Source organism: Salinifilum aidingensis (assembly GCF_054782015.1).
Genome location: NZ_BAAGTH010000008.1, coordinates 96,697 through 113,059 on the forward strand (window position 1 = coordinate 96,697; position 16,363 = coordinate 113,059).

The window sequence follows — 16,363 nt, forward strand, 5'->3', positions numbered from 1 at the left end:
GACGTTTTCGTGATCTCGCTGATATTACTCCTTTCGAGCGAAACACGGGATCGCGACGGCATGCTCCCCGCCCGGACCCCGCCCTTGCCGACAACGCGCGGGGTCACCGTCCGACCCCTCGTTCGACGAGAGCGATGGAGACACCCCCGATGCCCCACTCCGCCCCGACCCGGAACCGCGTCGCCGCGGCCACGGCGCTGATCGCCGTCCTCGGCATCGGTTCCCCGGTCGCGAGCGCCGCCCCGGACCCGCCCGAGAACTCCTCGGAGGCCGCCCAGCGCCTCGAAGACCTGACGCGCAAGGCCGAGATCCTCACCGAGGACTACAAGAAGGCCCGGGAGGACCACGCCGCGCGGGAACGAGCCCATCAGCGGGCCGAATCCGCAGCAGCTCGTGCCGAGCGGACGGCGCAGCGCGCTCGTGCCGAGGAAAACGCGCTGCGCGGCAAGGTGGACGAGCTCACCGCCGCCTCCTACCAGGGGGCCCGGCTCAACCAGGTCCCCGCGTTGATGGCCAGCGGTGCCCCGGAGGACTACCTCGACCGGGCCGCGGTGCTGGACAAGCTCGCCGCCGACAACAACGAGGCGATCACCGAGCTGGCGAAGGCCACCCGGCAAGCCGAAGACGCTGAACACCAGGCGCGGAGATCCCGGGACGAGGCAGCCGCAGCCGCGGAGAAGGCCACTCGGCTGGAACGCGCGATCGCCCGGCGCAAGCAGGCGATGGACGAGCAGATCACCGCGGTCAAGCAGCAGTACCAGCGCCTCAGCGAGCAGGAGCAGCAGGCGCTCAGCGGCGATTCCACGAACGTCGGGGCGATCGATGGTTCGGGTGCGGCGGTGGCCGCGGTCAACGCCGCGTTGGGCAAGCAGGGCTCACCGTACGTCTGGGGCGCCAAGGGGCCGGACCAGTTCGACTGCTCCGGGCTGGTGCAGTGGTCTTACGAGCAAGCGGGCGTCGACCTGCCCGCCTCCACCCGCAGCCAGGTCAACGCGGGCCGCAGCGTGTCCCAGGGCGAGATCAAGCCCGGCGACGTCATCTTCTACTACAGCTCGGCCAGCCACAACGCGATCTACATCGGCAACGGGCAGGCGGTGCACGCACCGACCGAAGGCGAGGACGTCAAGGTCGACGACTACCAGGACATCGGCGACCTCCACTCCATCCGGCGGGTGGTCGGCTGACCTCTGAGCTCGTCGCTCGAGCCGGGACGCGGAGCCGAGCGGGCCCCGGGCGAGCCCGGAGGCAGGGGCTGAGCAAACAGTCGCACGATGCATTCGCGGCACACGCGCAGGAAATTCGGGTGCGCCAGCGCGGATGCGGGCTGTTCACGGCCCGCGCGGCGAGCGCGTCGGCACCGCGCGCCGCCTGCCCCGCGGGCCGACCCGCGTTGAGCCGCCCCGCACGGGTTCGGCGCGCTCGACCGGTCCCTACGGCTCGGAGGAGTCCTCGTCCGCGAGCTTCGAACGGAGCCGGTCGGCACCGGCGACCGACTGCAGCAACGTCGGATCGAGCGACCGACCTTGCGCATCGACGGTGAGCACCGAAACCGTGCCCGTGGTCTCCAGCACCACCGCAGCCACCTGCTCGGACCGGACCACTCCCGCCAGCCGCAATTTCGAGCGCAGGTCGTCGTCGGTCATGCGGGCGCGCGCCAGGTTCCCGGTCAGCACCGTTGTGCCGTCCATCAGCAGCAGCGGGCGACTGTCCACGGTCCGTTCGACGCGTTTCCGCCGGCGCAAGTAGGCGATCCCGGCTTGCACCGCGAACAGCACCGCGAGCGCCACGACTCCCTGCAGCAGCGACGTGGACGTGCTCACCGCCGTCGTCGCGGACATCGACCCGAAGATGACCGTGGCGGCCAGGTCGAAGTTCGTCATCTCGGCGAACGAGCGCAACCCGGCGATCCGGGAGAACAGGATCAGCGCCAAGTACACGCCGATCGTGCTGATCACGACCACCGCGATCGTGTTCCCCGAGCTTCCCAGCTGAGACAGCAAAACCCATCACATCCTTCCCGCACCTGCTGATCGCGCGGCATTCCGGATACCCCGGAGGAGCAACGATCCAACGATCCCGTCCGAGTTCCGCGATCGACCTGCCGGGGGTGCAGGCAGGACGGTGTCACGGCGCGTGCGCACTCGCCACGGGCCGCGGGTGTCCGCTGTAGACGCAGCAGTTCCCCGGCCCCGGCGCTGGTCGCGCGCTCCGGCTGCTCCGCTCCGTCACCGGGCCGAGCCGGGAAGCCCTCGACCTGGATGGAACAGCTCGGGCACAGCTCCACCGGGCGGCACGGGCGTCTGCCCCTGCTCGACGACAGCAAGCGGGAGATGTCGAGCCGGAGGGACCGCTCCCGCAACGGCGGTTGAGGGCAGGCGCGGATGTGAGCACATGATCCTGGAGAGCACGTGCTCGGCGTGCGAGACTGAGCTCGTGGCTCATCATCCGGTCGATATCGCCGAGAAGTTGTCCCTGTTCTCCGAACACTGGTCGCCGAAGACGGTAGCTCGGCTCAACGACCACGAGATCAAGCTCGTGAAAGTCGAAGGCGAGTTCGTCTGGCACACCCATGACGACACCGACGAGCTGTTCCTGGTCATCGACGGGGAGTTGACGATCCAGATGCGCGACGAAGACGTGCGTCTGCGACCTGGTCAGCTGTTCGTCGTTCCTCGGGGCGTGGAGCATTGCCCGATCGCCCGAGGCGAGGTTCACGCGATGCTCGTGGAACCAGTCGGTGTGGTCAACACCGGCGACGCGGAGAGTTCACTGACTGCTGCACACGACGACTCGTTCGCGTAGCTTCGGAATATCCGCAGGTCACCCTGCCGATGCGCATGCGCCACCATCCCGCTGTCCTCGCCGCCGCACTGCCGGGGTTATCGGTGTCAACCCGGGACCGCCACCTGCCCACTCGGCACCGCGCTCGCGAGTCGTTCCGGGTTGACCCCGATGTTCCCGGCTTTGTTCACGCGGCGGCAGCGGGAGGGACGGCCATGACCACCGAACCCGCCGGCCGCTCGTGCTGGGCGCAACGCTGCGTCCTTCAAGTCCGCTCCCGCGAGACGCGCCGCGCGAGCCAAGCCGGCGGCGACCGACCGGCGCAGAGCGGAGCCTGCGGAGCGGCGCGCCAAGTCGCCCGGCTCTTGGCCGCGTCCGCCCCGCTTCGCGGGGCGGCTTGAAGACGTGCAGAAAGTTCTCACAGCACGGGCACCGGCGGCGCTGTGCGGTCCCGGGAGATGCTTGACACACCGGTCTCACCTGATGCTTCACAGGGGGCCTCATCGGCTTGGCCGTCACACGCCGCGGACCGGGGCCTTCGTATCACTGGTGGCGTAACGGTTGGCCCCCTTCAGGGAGATTTTCACCGCACTAGGCATGTGAGACATCCCTGGTCAGTGACGTACCAGTTCATGACTCCCTCGCGTTCGCACACCAGACCGCGGCTGTCTCAGTGGGAGTTCCGCTATTGACGCACGGTCACGTGCCCCGGGGCGCGAGCACGGTGGGGCGGTATTCGACCAGTTGAGTACGCCCGTCGAAGGTGCGGTGGTCGATCATCTCGAGGGCGACGTCCGGGTAACCGTCGTAGATGCGCTCGGCTCCCGTGGCGCCGGTGATCACCGGGAACATGACCACTCGGAAGCGATCGACGAGTCCGGCTCCTAGTAGCGACCGGCACAGGCTGAGGCTGCCGATCGTGCTCAGGAGCCCCGAGCCGTTCTCCTTCATGGCGCGGACCGTCTCGACGGCGTCGTCGCGGACGAGCGTGGAGTTGGCCCACGTCAGTGGCTCCTCGAGCGAGGAGGAGAACACCACCTTGGGCGCTTGCGTGAGCTCGTCGACGGACGCCTCTTCTTCGGCCCTGAACTCGTCCAGGCCCTCCGGGACCTCGCCGGCGGCGAAGCCTGACATCTGGCGGTAGGTGTTCGCTCCCATCAGGTAGGTGGCCTCGGGCTGCTCGCCGACCCAACCGAGATATTCGGGTCCTTCCAGCCCCCACCATCCTGGCCAGCCCTCACCTGAAGCGCAGCCGTCGAGGGAGGTGATGAAGTCTACGAGGAGTTCAGACATGGTCGTGACCTTTCTGCGCCGTCGGTGGCCGCCCGATGCGTCATGGCCCCCGGCGTTACAAGGTTGGACGGGCGGTGAGTCCAGAACTCATCGCTGAAGCGGCCACTGGCGACCGCGCTGCCTGATGCGATGCCGGGGGATAATGCCGCGCGCACCTCGAAGAGCATGCCTCACCAGCGTGGTGGGCACGAGCGTGACGCGCAGCCGGTCGGCCGCGTGCTTGGCGATCGCTGGTCGAGCACTGCGGAGGTTCACCCGCGTGCCTGATGCGGCGTCGAGACGAGCGGCTCATACGCGTCCCGCTGGTCGATCCCCCGACGAGACAGGCCGGGAGGTCGAGTCCTTGGTCCTGTCCAGTCGGGGAGCGTCCGCGGGGGTTGATGTTGGACCCGAACAGCGGGCCAGTGCCCGCCCTGCACAGCCCTCACGTCAAGCACCAGGTGGAACCACAACGTCAACCATCACCCGAGACCCAACAAGGCACCGGCGAGGCTGTGCGGTCTCGGGAGATGCTTGGCACACCGATCTCACCTGATGGACGGCAGTGAGCCAGTTCCACTTCGGTTCAACCTGCGTGGCTGGGTTGCGCTCAGGTCACGGCGGTGTTTTCCGCGTTCCTACCTGCAGGCTACGCGGGCTTGTAGAGTGCTTCTGGATCAAGACCGATCGAGACCCAGCTTGGGGGACGGATGGCCGAGAACACGACCGTTCCGAACGCCGCGCCGCCGCTGCCGTTGCCGACGACGCTCGGCAGCGAGACCACCACGGCCGAGCCGGCTGCCGCACCGTTGACGGGTTTTGCCGTGGCGCGCCGGTTGGTGACGGTGAACACGCACGTCAACGACGGCAGCGGTGGAGCGGAGCAACCCTCGTTCAGCGTCGATGTCGAGCAGGTCCCCGGACTCGTCGAGCAGCACGAGAAGGCGAGGGACAAGTTGCACGACATCCTGCGGAAGACCACCGACTTGCAGCAGGTTGAGGGGCCGGGAACTGACGAGGTCAGCCAGAAGCTGCCGCAGCCCTTGGGCGACGTGACCGGCGAGGATCCCGGCAAGCTCGCCTGGGTTGTGAACAAGACGATCGAGCGCTTGGGATGACGCGCCCGAAACGCGGCATTTTTGCGGGTGCGTCGACAAGGTAGCCGAGAAGTTAGAGGGTCTTCGGGCCTGAATCACCGGCCGGCACAGCGTCCACGAAGTTTTGATGAGGACGATTGATGATTACGTAGGTTCCATCTTCGGAAGCACGGGCTTGGACCAAGCGAGGCACGGATGCTGCGGAGAACACGAACGCCGAGCTGAGCAGCAGCGCGAACCCAAGTACAGCGAATCCGCCAAGCACAGCGCTCTGACGATTAATGATGGCAGCTGCTATGAACGCACCCAAGATCAGTACGAGTGCCAGCCAGAACACGACCTGCGTGAGCGTGAACAAAATCATCCGCGTCCGTGCGCACCGCTCGCAGAGCGGCCAGTCACGCACGCCGACGATCTGCACTTTCCGCGCCTTCTCACCAAGACGGCCGGCCACACCGAGAGCGTTGGCACTCATGAAACGGCTTCCCTGCGGCTGAGCGCGCGACTGGAGCGCGAAGTCCCGCCGCCGAAAAGCAGGGCGCCCGTGTCGAACGCAGTACGGTGGCAAGCTAGCAGGCGTGCCAACCATCTCCGCCGACAAGACGAGCCCTTGCCGCTCCATCTGCCCTCCAGTGCTCATCAGACCGTTACTGCTACTCAGCATGACATTCTGGAAAACAGTACCAGGAAGATGATAAGTTGCCAACAATGCAGCGCAGCCACCAAGAACGGTACCGAGGTGACTCGTGGGCTTCAAAGCGAACCACAAAAGTATCCAGCAATTTGGCGAAGAACTGAACGGCCTGGTCGGCGATTCCCGAGAAGCTGAATCGTACACCGAAAAGTGGCTCTCATTCGGTTACTCCGAAGGCCGCATGTTCATTGCTGCTGTCGAGGCAGCGGAAAACGCCAAACTGATTCGCGTCTACCTGAGCAAGATCGAACGCGGTGAGCGCGACGTCCGCCGGTTGGACGTCATCTCGGACGTGGCTCGTGCGCTGCGGGTGACCGTGGCCGACCTGTTCGGCCAACCGGTGCTCATGGAGGACGACGAGGACCACGACGACATCCCGGCCGTGCGCGATGCCCTCATGTCCCCGCGCCGGTTGTCCCGCACCCTGTTCGGCACTGCTGCCCCGCCGGTCAACGTCAACCCGTCGGCCTCGGTTCACTTCGTCGAGCAGGCCTGGGACAGCTACCAGTCCGGATATCTCGGGCGCGCGGTCTCCTCGCTGTCCGGCCTCGTCGAAACGGCGCAGCAGCTCGAGGATGCGGCGAACGCGAGTGAGGGCGACGTGCAGGCGTGTTGAGGCCGTCTCAGCCCGGACGCACCACCTCGCCGCCACCGCGCTGAGCGAGGTCGGCGAGGCCGACCTGTCCTGGATCGCTGCCGAACGAGCCATGCAGGCCGCCGACCGCTCCGGGGATCCGCTCGTGCTGGCTTCGGCATCGCGGGCCGGAACGCACGCGCTCCTGGCGGTCGGCCGGTTCGACGACGTGCTGTCGCTGGGCAACACCGCCTCGGAATGGCTGGCTCCGCAGATGGCCAGGCGCGATCCGTCCGCGCTGAGCCTGTACGGCATGTTGCACCTGCGCACCGCCATCGCGGCCGCTCGGCGGCAGAATCGTCAGACCGCGACGGAGCTGCTGCGGCGGGCTTCCTCCGCTGCGCGGAGCCTCAACGAGGACGGCAACTGCTGGCAGACCGCTTCGGTCCCACGAACGTCGAACTGCACCGCATGGCAGCCGCTCTGGACCTCGGCGATGTGCCTTGCGTCGTCGAGCACGGCCCCTCGGTCGTGGTGGACCATCTCCCCGTGGAACGACGCGTGACGCACATGATCGACGTCGCACGGGCACAGAGCATGATCGCCGACGACGAACCGGCGTTGCAGTACTTGCTGTCCGCTGAGCGGGCCGCACCGAGCTCGTGCGGCACAATCCCGGCGTGCGCGAAACCGTCAAGGCGATGCACCGCCGCGCGCCCGCCACCGGCGGGGCGAAGTCCTCGCCCCTGGCCGGGCTCGCCGAGCGTTGCAGGTCGCAGTGAGCGGAACGCGCCCACGCTGGGCCTGCTCGTGACCGCGGCCGGCAGCCGGGCAGCCAGGGGCAAGGTGCTCTCCCCGCGGACCGCGCGCTGCATCCACGCGGTCCTGCGCAGCGCGTTGCAGCACGCCGTGCGCGAGGAACTGAGCGGTCGCAACGTCGCCGAGCTCGTGTCACCGCCGAGCACCACCGACCACGAGGTCGCCCCGATGGAACCGCGACGCCCGCCGGCTGGTCGAGCACGCCCAGCAGCGCTGGCTGTGCGCCCTCTGGTTGATCTACCTCGCCACCGGGCTGCGCCGGGGTGGAGCCCTGGGCCTGGCCTGGTCGGACGTGGACCTGTCCACCGGCGAACTGCGCGTGCGCCGCACCGTCCAGCGGGTCAAGGGCCGGATCGTGTTCGGCGAGCCGCAGCGTCAACCGGGTGCTCGGGTCGCTGCTGAAGACCGCCGAACTGGAACACGTGCGCGTGCACGACCTGCGGCACACCGGTGCGATGTTCCTGAAGACGCACGACGCGAGTGACCGCGAGGTCATGGAGCAGCTCGGGCACAGCTCCATCGGCGTGACCATGAACATCTACGCCCACGTGCTCGACGACAGCAAGCAGGAGATGTCGAGCCGGATGGACCGCTTCCTGAGCGAGGACTGATGTCACCCGTCGATGTCAAAACGGGCCGCCGGTGTGTGCCGGCGGCCCGCTCGCGCTGGTCGGGACGGCGGGATTTGAACCCACGACCCCCTGACCCCCAGTAGTGCTTGGTTGGAGTCATCGCAGTTCACGCGCGGTGCGCGGTCCATGAGCGACGTTGGTCGACCAGCGGATCGTTCGGGGCCGTGCACCGCGTGTGGTCCCCACATGGTCCCCAGACGACGACACGCACTCGCCTCCATCCCGCTGTCCTTGCCGCCTCACTGCCGGGGTTATCGGTGTCAACCCGGAACCACCACCCGCAGGGCCTGCACCGCGCTCGCGAGCCGTTCCGGGTTGACTCCGATGTTCCCGGCTTTGATCATGCGGCGGCAGCGGGATGGACGGCCAGCACCAGGCCGGTGCCGACCACGCCAGCAGAGTACTGTGCGCAACGTTTTGCGGCTTCACAGCAAACCGCGATGCTGGCCGCGCGAAGCCAAGCCGGCGGCGACCGGCCGGCGCAGAGCGGAGCCCGCGGAGCGGCGCGCCAGGTCGCCCGGCCCTTGGCCGCGTCCGCCCCGCTTCGCGGGGCGGCTTGAAGACGTACAGAAAGTTCTCACAGCACGGACGCCGACACGGTTGTGCGGTCCCGGGAGATGCTTGACACACCGGTCTCACCTGATGCTTGACAGGGGGCCTGATCGGCTTTGCTGATTGCCGTCCTGGTGGCGGTGATCGGGAGGCCAGATTGGCTCTGGTGAAGTTGTCGGTTGTCGAGCAGCGGTATCGGGCCGTCTTGGCGGTCGAGCGTGGTGAACCGAAGCAGGCCGTGGCGGCCCAGTGCGGCGTCTCCCGGCAGACGTTGCATACCTGGTAGAATCGTCTTGCATGAATGTTCTATTAAAACACGAAGGATATTCACTATCGCTTCGTTTTTCGTGTTGCAGAGTATTGATCCCCAGAAAAATCCCCTACCCACAAATCCTCATTCAAAAGCGCCAGCAAAGTCTTTTCGTGCTCCTTGCTGAAAACTAGGCGTCCATCTTTTATGATTTCATTCGGATCTAATCCGTTTTCTAGGGCACTCTTCTTTAGAATCTCAATTGTTAGGTACTTCAAATTGCTTCCATTTCGGATGCTATATGCGCGACGTCGATAGGATGAATTCTCTCGAATCCTCCTCTTTAAGTATTCTACTCCCTCTAGCTCTACTGGAAGTTCGTCTGCGATATCATCAGCCCACTTCTGAGCTTGCTCAAGCACAGCCTCACTATCCCGGAATATATCCTCAAATTTATTCTGATCGAGAATATTTATACTGTTAGGGGTAAACACAACGTCGAAATTGTTGTCGAAAGACAGGATCGGATCTTCGACCCTGTCCAGGGTTTCGTCAAACCAGCGCGTCACGATGCTCTTCGTTGCAAGCTTTACCGGATTCACCCTTCGGATAAACATATAGCGATTATCTAGATCGTCGCCAATAATTAGTGCATACAACACAAAAGACTGTCGCTTCAGTTCACCTTGAGAGACAACAGGGAGCGAGTCCCCTTTCCATATCTCATCCAGCAAATCCGAATCGAAAACTTCTTCTCGATCTGTTGTTAGGTAATATACCTCATCATCTTTCTCTCCATTTGGGTCGTATGTACGCCCATTTCCTTCTTCGATTTTCTGTAGTGTAGCTTCCGCGTACCCTCTCAACAGCTCAACAACTTCACCTCCTGACTTAACAAGACGTCCTGTCGCTTTTTTCCTGTCTCGCCAAGCAACAACTAGACAGGCAGGACTTTTATCTTCTTTCATCGCAAATCCTCCATATAGATAGACGGATAATATGCTAACAACGGCCCGGCGGCCGATTTATTAGAACCGGGTCCTTAAACCTAGTTGCTCGTATCTCGTCCCCCTTGCCAACTGATTGTCGAGTTATCATATAAGCACGCAATCCATTGCTGTCCAATATAGATTGGATCTTGTATCCAAACAAGTACAGAAGGGGGTTTATTTGCACTATCGAAGAATGTAGGTATATTGATGCCACGACCACCATGAATCCAACATATGCGATAAAATCTCGTGCTGAAGGAGTGGACACCGTGACAAAAGGAAGCAAATAGGTTCCAAGATATGCACCTGCCTCAGCTCCAGCATCCCGCGCCTCCTCTATGCGATGTATACCCGGGGGGATACGGCTCCTTCGATGTAGAAATAATAACAACACAAGAGAAATTACCCCCAAGCTAGCTAAGAAAACGCAAACGAGCACCAATTTGACCGAGTCAAACCTGATTGCCAGGAGGGCAAACAGTGGCGCATAAGAAGAAAAAAGAAGCAGAGGCTTCGCTAGCACGCTAATTCCTTGTCGTAAGTTACACCATAAGATCCACCCTTTCGGATGCGACTAACTTCCTAGGGCGGCAGACTTACCCTGCTTTCGCCTACACGGAGACCCAATCGGATCTCTAAACAGAACACCTAGCATTATCCAGGATTCAATGCCGCACCTTAACATGTAATCGAATTCCTTCCGTAAGATGATCTTGGTCTAGATCTTACGCCGTGTCAAGGTCTTCATCAGATCTACTAAGTGTGCGTTCCCATGTTGCTCCGTCTGAGTGATCACGGGTGATGATAAGTAGAAACCCGCATCCCCGCGTAGCTGATCGTCCGGTACGGTGCGTCTCCGGTACAGATCAGTGATCTTCTGTGGGGAGGCTTCCAGGGTGAACGTGCGGGTTGAGCCGGCAACGCTGTCTGCGCTGGCAGGCGGGATCGAACGGTCCACCAGCGAGCTCGGGCAGGCGCAACCACCAGCGACTCCGGACCTCGGTCCGTCGAGCGCGGCCGCTGCCGCCACGGTGGCCGATCTGCTGCGCGTCACCGCCGGGTTCGTCGAGACCCTGCACCGGGGTGCCTCCGACCTGGATGCCAACAAGGCCGACTACACCTCCACCGACGACAACAACGCGGGACTCTTCCACAACCTGGGGCAGTGACAACCGATGACGCTGAACACCTACGTCGCCGGCAACCCCGGCGAGGCACGCTCGTTCGCGCGGGAACTGCGCAAGCTCGGCGGAGGCACCGAGAGCTCGGCGACCGGCGTACACCAGGCGCGTACCCGTGCTGCTGGCGAGTGGGAAGGTGCCGCTTCGGAGTCGTTCCAGGGCTGGGCGAAGACGCAAGGCACCGATGGCGACCGGCTCGCCGAGGTGTATCCCACGGTGGCGCGCGCCCATGAGGCGTGGGCTGATGAGATCGACACTGTGCAGGCGCGGATGGAGCAGGCCAAGCAGGTGGCCCGGGACGGTGGCCTCAAGCTCATGGGGGAGAACCTCATCCTGCCGCCGAAGGGGCCGGAGATGAGCAAGCCCGAGCCGCTCAAGGGGAGAGCGACCGCTGCCCAGTCCGAGCAGTACTTGAAGGATAAGGCGGCCTACGAGGCGGCCCTGGCCGAGATGCACCGGCAGCAAGCCGTGTGGGAAGAAGCCAAGGCCACCGTCGAAGGCGCCCGGCAGAAGGAATGTGCCGCCCACGAGACGTTCGTCAACGCCATAGACCAGGCCAAGGCCCAGCTCAAGGACATCGGCCAAGTGGAGAAGTGGGCCCAGGACGGTGTCCACCCGGCCAGCGGTGCCGCTGGTGGACTCGCTCAGGCTGCTACCGAGATGGAGTCGAGCGCCACCAACGCCACTAAGGGTCTGTTGGAGAAGGCGCTGGTTAACAGTCCAGCAGCTGTCAGCGCAGCATGGGCGTCGATGTCCACAGCCCAGCGCACCGACCTGGTCGATCGCTTCCCCAAAATGGTCGGGGATGCTGATGGTTTGCCGACCCCGGTACGACATCAGGCCAACGTCTCCCTCCTCAACCAACAGCGCAACAACTTGATCCAGCGCTTGAAGATCGTGAAAGCGAACCTGCGGGCGAACCCCCGTATGCCTCTGGGTGGTGAAAAGCGGCAGCTCGAGGATGCACTCGCGGGCCTGGATCAGGTGGCTGAAACCGCAAAGCGCCCGGATAAGTACCTTCTGTCGATCGACTCAACCGCGAACAATCGGGGGCAGGTCATCATCGCATCCGGCAACCCCGACACGGCGGACAACGTGTCGACAGTGGTTCCGGGAACGTTCTCAGACCTTGGCGACGCGATGAACTACGTCGGACACGGCGAGGACATCAAAGGGAAGGCCGAACAGTTCGCACTCAACGAGTCTTTCGCGAACGTCACATACGTTGATTACGAATCGCCGTCTCAGCTGTATTACGCTGGCGCGGACCGCTACGCCGACAGTGCCTCCGAGGACATCGCTAAGTTCCAGGAGGGGCTTCGAGCCTCCCACGAGGGCGATGCGCCAAGCCATAACACGATCATCGGCCACAGCTACGGCACCACGGCCATCGGTTACGCTGCTCAAGACCATGGTCTGCCGGTCGACGACATGGTTCTCCTCGGCTCTCCCGGCACCGGGGCATACCACGCGAGCCAGCTGGGCGTTCCACCGGAACACATCTGGGTTGGCATGAATGGCTTCGACGAGATCAAGGCCGTGCCGAACGGCTGGTTCGGAACAGACCCCGCCGACCCACTGTTCGGCGCATCCGAGTTGCCCACCGAGACCTTCTCCCGTCACAGCGACTACTTCACGGACGAGAAGACCGTTGATCGCATGGGACGTGTGGTTGCCGGCCAGGCAACAGGGAGCCCGCAACCACTGCACCCTGAAGGACGCTAATTGACCAGTGAAGCGAGCAAGCAAGACAGCAACTACAGCGGGCGCGGCTACCATGTGCTTGGCTGGGCAATGATGGTCATCGCCTTGACACTCACGGTCTTCGAGGCCGTTACGGGCGCGTTCGATAACCTCGGCGGAGTACCAACAGAGCAGTATGACGGCAGTGAGCGTGCCCAGGACCAGATGAACGGGGTCTTCATGCTCATCATCGTATTTCCGCTGTGGACTGCGGGGGGATTTCTCGCGCGGAAACAGACATCCTCATCCTCGTTCTACGCCAGCCTGCTGTTCGGACTTGCCGTTGGCGGCGCTATCGTGATCCTGGCTATCATTGGCCGACTCTTCACCCTGGGATGAACAGACCTCTTCGCCGTGTTTAACATGCACGCCGAGACACTATGATCGGCGCGCTGCCGAGTGTGAGTGAGGATGAGTGATCCGCCCCTGTCATGGTGGATGTTGGCTACTGGGAAGCCTGGGGCCTGTGGTGGTCGGGCACCAAGCTCGAAGACTTCGCGATGTGGGGACTTCCGCTGCTGTGGTGGGCACGCATCGGGAAGCTCCTCCAGTTCACTGGCGGCGCTGTCGTCGTCCTAGACCTTATTGGCCCCGAGCGGTTTACACGGTTCGCAGACTGGCTGGCTCAGTTCAGCAGCTGGTTTTCCAGAATACGCTCCGCAATACGCAGAAAGGCATACAAAAAGAGCAAGGAAAAACTAAAAAGGGTTGACACCGAGGCAGAATCCCTCCTTCTCCATAAGACCTGGAAAGCCATGCTAGCGTGGGATGCCCTGGGTATACTGACCCTTGGCCCAGCTTACCTCGCAGGGCTATATTTTATAGTCAACTCCACAGGAGACGACCCTCTTTACCAAAAGATCATTAGCTATATTCTTGCCCTATTCTGGCAATGGGCCGTATTGGCTGCCTATGCGCTGTTTGGCCAACATCTAGTGCAGGCCGTTGCTGCGATCATCCGCCTCGGAAAATTTCGCCATGCTGCCCAGTGGGCAGGATTTGTGCTCATCGTCATGGGATTTCACTTCGACCTCCTTGCATCGTAAACCAAGAACTTGATCGCATCGTTACTTCCTCTTGCACCTGTTTGGTGTATGCGCCATCGCTTTTCCGCGGGTAGGATTGGATCTATGCGTGGAGCCGGTGACCAGATGACCGTCGGGGAACGGATCAAGTTCTACCGGCGGCGGCGCGGTCTGACTCAGGAGGTCCTCGCCAACCTGGTTGGTCGCAAGGTGGACTGGCTGAGCAAGATCGAGCGCGGTGAGCGGGAGGTCCGCAGGCTGGACGTCGTCTCGGACGTGGCTCGTGCACTGCGGGTGACCGTGGCGGACCTGTTCGGTCAGCCGGTGCTCATGGAAGACGATGAGGACCACGACGACATCCCGGCCGTGCGCGATGCCCTCATGTCCCCGCGGCGGCTGTCGCGGACCTTGTTCGGGACCGCTGCCCCGCCGGTCAACGTGAACCCTGCCGCCTCGGCGCACTTCGTCGAGCAGGCCTGGGACGGCTACCAGTCGGGCCGGCTCGGCCGCGTGGTCTCCTCGCTGCCCGGCCTCATCGAGACGGCGCAGCAGCTCGAGGAAGCCGCGAACGCCGGTGAGGGCGACGTATCGGCGTGCTGGGCCGTCTCCGCACGCACGCACCACCTCGCCGCCACAGCGTTGAGCAAGGTCGGTGAAGCCGACCTGTCCTGGATCGCCGCGGAACGAGCCATGCAGGCCGCCGACCACTCCGGCGACCCGCTCGTGCTGGCCTCTGCGTCACGAGCCGGCACGCACGCGCTGTTGGCCGTCGGCCGGTTCGACGACGCGTTGTCGCTGGGCAACACCGCCTCGGAGTGGCTCGCCCCGCAGATGGCCAGGCGCGATCCCTCCGCGCTGAGCCTGTACGGCATGCTGCACCTGCGCACCGCCATCGCGGCCGCTCGGCGGCAGGACCGCCAGACCGCGACGGAGCTGCTGCGGCAGGCTTCCTCCGCTGCGCGGAGCCTCAACGAGGACGGCAACTACTGGCAGACCGGGTTCGGCCCGACCAACGTCGAGCTGCACCGCCTGGCCGCTGCGCTCGACCTGGGTGACGTGCCTTACGTCGTCGAGCACGGACCGTCGGTCGTGGTGGATCATCTCCCCGTGGAACGACGCGTGACGCACATGATCGACGTCGCCCGGGCGAAGAGCATGGTCGCCGAAGACGAACCGGCGTTGCAGTACCTGCTCTCCGCTGAGCAGGCCGCACCGCAGCTCGTGCGACACAACCCCGGCGTGCGCGAAACCGTCAAGGCGATGCACCGCCGAGCGCCCATCACCGGCGGTGCGAAGTCCTCTCCCCTCGCCGGGCTCGCAGAGCGTTGCAGGGCGTTGCAGTGACCGGAGAGCGCCCCACGCTCGGCCTGCTGGTGACCGCTGCCGGCGGGACTGAACGCATCCGGGAGAAGTTCGTGCAGCCGGCCATCGAGGCTGGCTGGTCGGTGGCCATCATCGTCAGCCCGACGGCCGCGACCTGGCTTGACGACCTCGGTGAGAGGCAACGGCTCGAGGTGACGACCGGTTACGAGGTTCGCGTACAACCCCGCATGCCCGGGGAAGCAAGCCCGCACCCGCCGATCGACGTCTACGCGGTCATCCCCGCCAGCGCCAACACCGTCGCCAAACTCGCCCTCGGCCTGGCGGACAACCAGCTCCTGACAGCCGCATGCGAGGCCATCGGCGGCCAGAGCGTGCCCGTGGTGGTCTTCCCGCGCGTCAACGCCGCCCACGCTCGACAGCCCATGTGGGAACAGCACATCACCGCGCTCCGCAGCGTCGGCGTCCACCTCGTCTACGGTGAACACGTCTGGCCGCTGCACGAGCCGAGGCAGGCCCCGCCCGGCAAAGAAGAGCCGTGGCCTGCGCTTTTGCAGGCGGTCAACGACGCCTACGTGAACCGTCCAGACCCCGCGTAAACCTACCCGGACAGTTTGTCCGGGTCATGATCCCTCCTCGGCGGTCTACTGGTGTCACTCCGCGATGACGGAGCTTCCACCGAGAAGAGACCGAGCCGAGGAGGGCTTTGTCATGCGTCTGCTTGTTGATACGTCGCACGTGTCGTTCACCGTGGGCCGCGAAGCCACGCCGAAGAACGACCAGAACGGGATTCAGCGCACCGACCGCAACACGAAGGAACCATTGTTCGCTGTGCAGCTGGTTGCCGTAGACGAAGGCGGGGCCGAGGTCATCAACGTGACCGTCGCGGGAGCCAACCCGCCTCAGGTCGCGAAGGGTCAGGCCGTCAACCCGGCAGAACTTCAGGCGATTCCCTGGGCACAGAACGGTCGCAACGGTGTGGCGTTCCGCGCCAGCTCCATCACCCCTGTCTCCACCCCGAGCTCGAGCAAGTCGGCGTCGTCGAGCCAGTCGTCCTGACGCCTCCCATCGGTGAACTGACCACCAGGAACAACGATGACGCACTCCGATGACACCGCAGCATCCGAGTTGTGGAAGCAATGGGAAGCGCTCTGCGCAGAGCAGCACTCATGGAGCGTCTTCTACGTCAACCGCTTTCGACGTGCCAACGAGATCGGCCAGCACGACTTCGACGCCTTGAGTGAGATCAATTGGGCCCGTCACGTCCTGGATGGGCTGGCCTCGCTGGCTATGGCCAAATACGAATTCGCACGTGCCGGTGTGGATCACTCGCAGATCTCGACACCGCGTTTGTAACCAGCTGCGAAGGTCCGGGACCGGCTGTGGTTCTTGGCGGTTCCGTCGCCGGTCCCGACCCTTCGTCTTCCTCAT

19 protein-coding genes are annotated in these 16,363 nt (G+C 63.9%); 15 read left to right on the forward strand and 4 right to left on the reverse strand.

Going from position 1 to position 16,363, the window contains the following annotated elements; all coding sequences use genetic code 11:
* The first annotated feature begins 149 nt into the window (after nt 1-149).
* Complete coding sequence (locus tag ACYVJE_RS12535; protein WP_461144571.1) at nt 150-1,184, forward strand: C40 family peptidase; 1,035 nt, start codon at nt 150-152, stop codon at nt 1,182-1,184.
* A 246-nt stretch (nt 1,185-1,430) separates the two neighbouring features.
* Here ACYVJE_RS12535 and ACYVJE_RS12540 read toward each other — a convergent pair whose 3' ends face one another.
* Nucleotides 1,431-2,000, reverse strand: coding sequence for a DUF421 domain-containing protein (locus ACYVJE_RS12540; protein ID WP_461144572.1), 570 nt, complete (start codon nt 1,998-2,000; stop codon nt 1,431-1,433).
* 391 nt (nt 2,001-2,391) lie between these two features.
* Between ACYVJE_RS12540 and ACYVJE_RS12545 the strand changes: the two genes are divergently transcribed.
* Nucleotides 2,392-2,802 carry a cupin domain-containing protein gene (locus tag ACYVJE_RS12545; protein ID WP_461144573.1) on the forward strand — a complete coding sequence of 137 codons (411 nt, stop codon included), beginning with the start codon at nt 2,392-2,394 and terminating at the stop codon, nt 2,800-2,802.
* Nucleotides 2,803-3,480: 678 nt separating this feature from the next.
* Here the strand turns inward: ACYVJE_RS12545 and ACYVJE_RS12550 are convergent.
* Nucleotides 3,481-4,074 carry a dihydrofolate reductase family protein gene (locus ACYVJE_RS12550; protein WP_461144574.1) on the reverse strand — a complete coding sequence of 198 codons (594 nt, stop codon included), beginning with the start codon at nt 4,072-4,074 and terminating at the stop codon, nt 3,481-3,483.
* A gap of 689 nt (nt 4,075-4,763) precedes the next feature.
* On the opposite strand from ACYVJE_RS12550, the gene ACYVJE_RS12555 reads away from it, so the two are divergent.
* Nucleotides 4,764-5,171, forward strand: a complete 408-nt coding sequence (locus tag ACYVJE_RS12555) for a hypothetical protein (RefSeq protein ID WP_461144575.1) — start codon at nt 4,764-4,766, stop codon at nt 5,169-5,171.
* Nucleotides 5,172-5,223: 52 nt separating this feature from the next.
* On the opposite strand, the gene ACYVJE_RS12560 is transcribed toward ACYVJE_RS12555, so the two are convergent.
* Nucleotides 5,224-5,625, reverse strand: coding sequence for a hypothetical protein (locus ACYVJE_RS12560; protein ID WP_461144576.1), 402 nt, complete (start codon nt 5,623-5,625; stop codon nt 5,224-5,226).
* 271 nt (nt 5,626-5,896) lie between these two features.
* On the opposite strand from ACYVJE_RS12560, the gene ACYVJE_RS12565 reads away from it, so the two are divergent.
* From ACYVJE_RS12565 to ACYVJE_RS12580, 4 genes are all read left to right on the forward strand, one after another.
* Nucleotides 5,897-6,460, forward strand: a complete 564-nt coding sequence (locus ACYVJE_RS12565) for a helix-turn-helix domain-containing protein (RefSeq protein WP_461144577.1) — start codon at nt 5,897-5,899, stop codon at nt 6,458-6,460.
* Between the two features lie 91 nt (nt 6,461-6,551).
* Entirely contained in the window at nt 6,552-6,983 is a 432-nt protein-coding gene (locus ACYVJE_RS12570) for a hypothetical protein (RefSeq protein WP_461144578.1), read from the forward strand.
* A gap of 517 nt (nt 6,984-7,500) precedes the next feature.
* Nucleotides 7,501-7,848: a tyrosine-type recombinase/integrase gene (locus ACYVJE_RS12575; RefSeq protein WP_461144579.1), complete on the forward strand. Its 348-nt coding sequence runs from the start codon at nt 7,501-7,503 to the stop codon at nt 7,846-7,848.
* A gap of 739 nt (nt 7,849-8,587) precedes the next feature.
* Nucleotides 8,588-8,707: a helix-turn-helix domain-containing protein gene (locus ACYVJE_RS12580; RefSeq protein WP_461144580.1), complete on the forward strand. Its 120-nt coding sequence runs from the start codon at nt 8,588-8,590 to the stop codon at nt 8,705-8,707.
* A gap of 44 nt (nt 8,708-8,751) precedes the next feature.
* Here ACYVJE_RS12580 and ACYVJE_RS12585 read toward each other — a convergent pair whose 3' ends face one another.
* Nucleotides 8,752-9,639: a Kiwa anti-phage protein KwaB-like domain-containing protein gene (locus tag ACYVJE_RS12585; RefSeq protein WP_461144581.1), complete on the reverse strand. Its 888-nt coding sequence runs from the start codon at nt 9,637-9,639 to the stop codon at nt 8,752-8,754.
* A 920-nt stretch (nt 9,640-10,559) separates the two neighbouring features.
* On the opposite strand from ACYVJE_RS12585, the gene ACYVJE_RS12590 reads away from it, so the two are divergent.
* From ACYVJE_RS12590 to ACYVJE_RS12625, 8 genes are all read left to right on the forward strand, one after another.
* On the forward strand, nt 10,560-10,832 hold the full coding sequence (locus tag ACYVJE_RS12590; protein WP_461144582.1) for a hypothetical protein: 273 nt from the start codon (nt 10,560-10,562) through the stop codon (nt 10,830-10,832).
* Between the two features lie 6 nt (nt 10,833-10,838).
* Nucleotides 10,839-12,569, forward strand: a complete 1,731-nt coding sequence (locus ACYVJE_RS12595; protein WP_461144583.1) for an alpha/beta hydrolase — start codon at nt 10,839-10,841, stop codon at nt 12,567-12,569.
* The gene (locus ACYVJE_RS12600; RefSeq protein WP_461144584.1) at nt 12,570-12,926 is read left to right on the forward strand and encodes a hypothetical protein; all 357 of its coding nucleotides are present in this window, start codon (nt 12,570-12,572) and stop codon (nt 12,924-12,926) included.
* Between the two features lie 92 nt (nt 12,927-13,018).
* The gene (locus ACYVJE_RS12605) at nt 13,019-13,633 is read left to right on the forward strand and encodes a hypothetical protein (protein ID WP_461144585.1); all 615 of its coding nucleotides are present in this window, start codon (nt 13,019-13,021) and stop codon (nt 13,631-13,633) included.
* Between the two features lie 84 nt (nt 13,634-13,717).
* Nucleotides 13,718-14,956 (forward strand): helix-turn-helix domain-containing protein, encoded by a 1,239-nt coding sequence (locus ACYVJE_RS12610; RefSeq protein ID WP_461144586.1) that lies wholly within the window; start codon nt 13,718-13,720, stop codon nt 14,954-14,956.
* On the forward strand, nt 14,953-15,531 hold the full coding sequence (locus ACYVJE_RS12615; RefSeq protein WP_461144587.1) for a flavoprotein: 579 nt from the start codon (nt 14,953-14,955) through the stop codon (nt 15,529-15,531). The genes ACYVJE_RS12610 and ACYVJE_RS12615 overlap by 4 nt, the downstream gene beginning before the upstream one ends.
* Before the next feature lie 112 nt (nt 15,532-15,643).
* Entirely contained in the window at nt 15,644-15,991 is a 348-nt protein-coding gene (locus tag ACYVJE_RS12620) for a hypothetical protein (RefSeq protein ID WP_461144588.1), read from the forward strand.
* A gap of 36 nt (nt 15,992-16,027) precedes the next feature.
* On the forward strand, nt 16,028-16,288 hold the full coding sequence (locus tag ACYVJE_RS12625; RefSeq protein ID WP_461144589.1) for a hypothetical protein: 261 nt from the start codon (nt 16,028-16,030) through the stop codon (nt 16,286-16,288).
* Nucleotides 16,289-16,363 lie beyond the last annotated feature (75 nt).

Coding starts and splice junctions, on each gene's coding strand:
- ACYVJE_RS12535 (WP_461144571.1), top strand. CDS start 150: ATGCCCCACTCCGCCCCGACCCGGAACCGCGTCGCCGCGGCCACGGCG.
- ACYVJE_RS12545 (WP_461144573.1), top strand. CDS start 2,392: ATGATCCTGGAGAGCACGTGCTCGGCGTGCGAGACTGAGCTCGTGGCT.
- ACYVJE_RS12550 (WP_461144574.1), bottom strand. CDS start 4,074: ATGTCTGAACTCCTCGTAGACTTCATCACCTCCCTCGACGGCTGCGCT.
- ACYVJE_RS12555 (WP_461144575.1), top strand. CDS start 4,764: ATGGCCGAGAACACGACCGTTCCGAACGCCGCGCCGCCGCTGCCGTTG.
- ACYVJE_RS12560 (WP_461144576.1), bottom strand. CDS start 5,625: ATGAGTGCCAACGCTCTCGGTGTGGCCGGCCGTCTTGGTGAGAAGGCG.
- ACYVJE_RS12570 (WP_461144578.1), top strand. CDS start 6,552: ATGCAGGCCGCCGACCGCTCCGGGGATCCGCTCGTGCTGGCTTCGGCA.
- ACYVJE_RS12585 (WP_461144581.1), bottom strand. CDS start 9,639: ATGAAAGAAGATAAAAGTCCTGCCTGTCTAGTTGTTGCTTGGCGAGAC.
- ACYVJE_RS12595 (WP_461144583.1), top strand. CDS start 10,839: ATGACGCTGAACACCTACGTCGCCGGCAACCCCGGCGAGGCACGCTCG.
- ACYVJE_RS12605 (WP_461144585.1), top strand. CDS start 13,019: ATGGTGGATGTTGGCTACTGGGAAGCCTGGGGCCTGTGGTGGTCGGGC.
- ACYVJE_RS12610 (WP_461144586.1), top strand. CDS start 13,718: ATGCGTGGAGCCGGTGACCAGATGACCGTCGGGGAACGGATCAAGTTC.
- ACYVJE_RS12620 (WP_461144588.1), top strand. CDS start 15,644: ATGCGTCTGCTTGTTGATACGTCGCACGTGTCGTTCACCGTGGGCCGC.
- ACYVJE_RS12625 (WP_461144589.1), top strand. CDS start 16,028: ATGACGCACTCCGATGACACCGCAGCATCCGAGTTGTGGAAGCAATGG.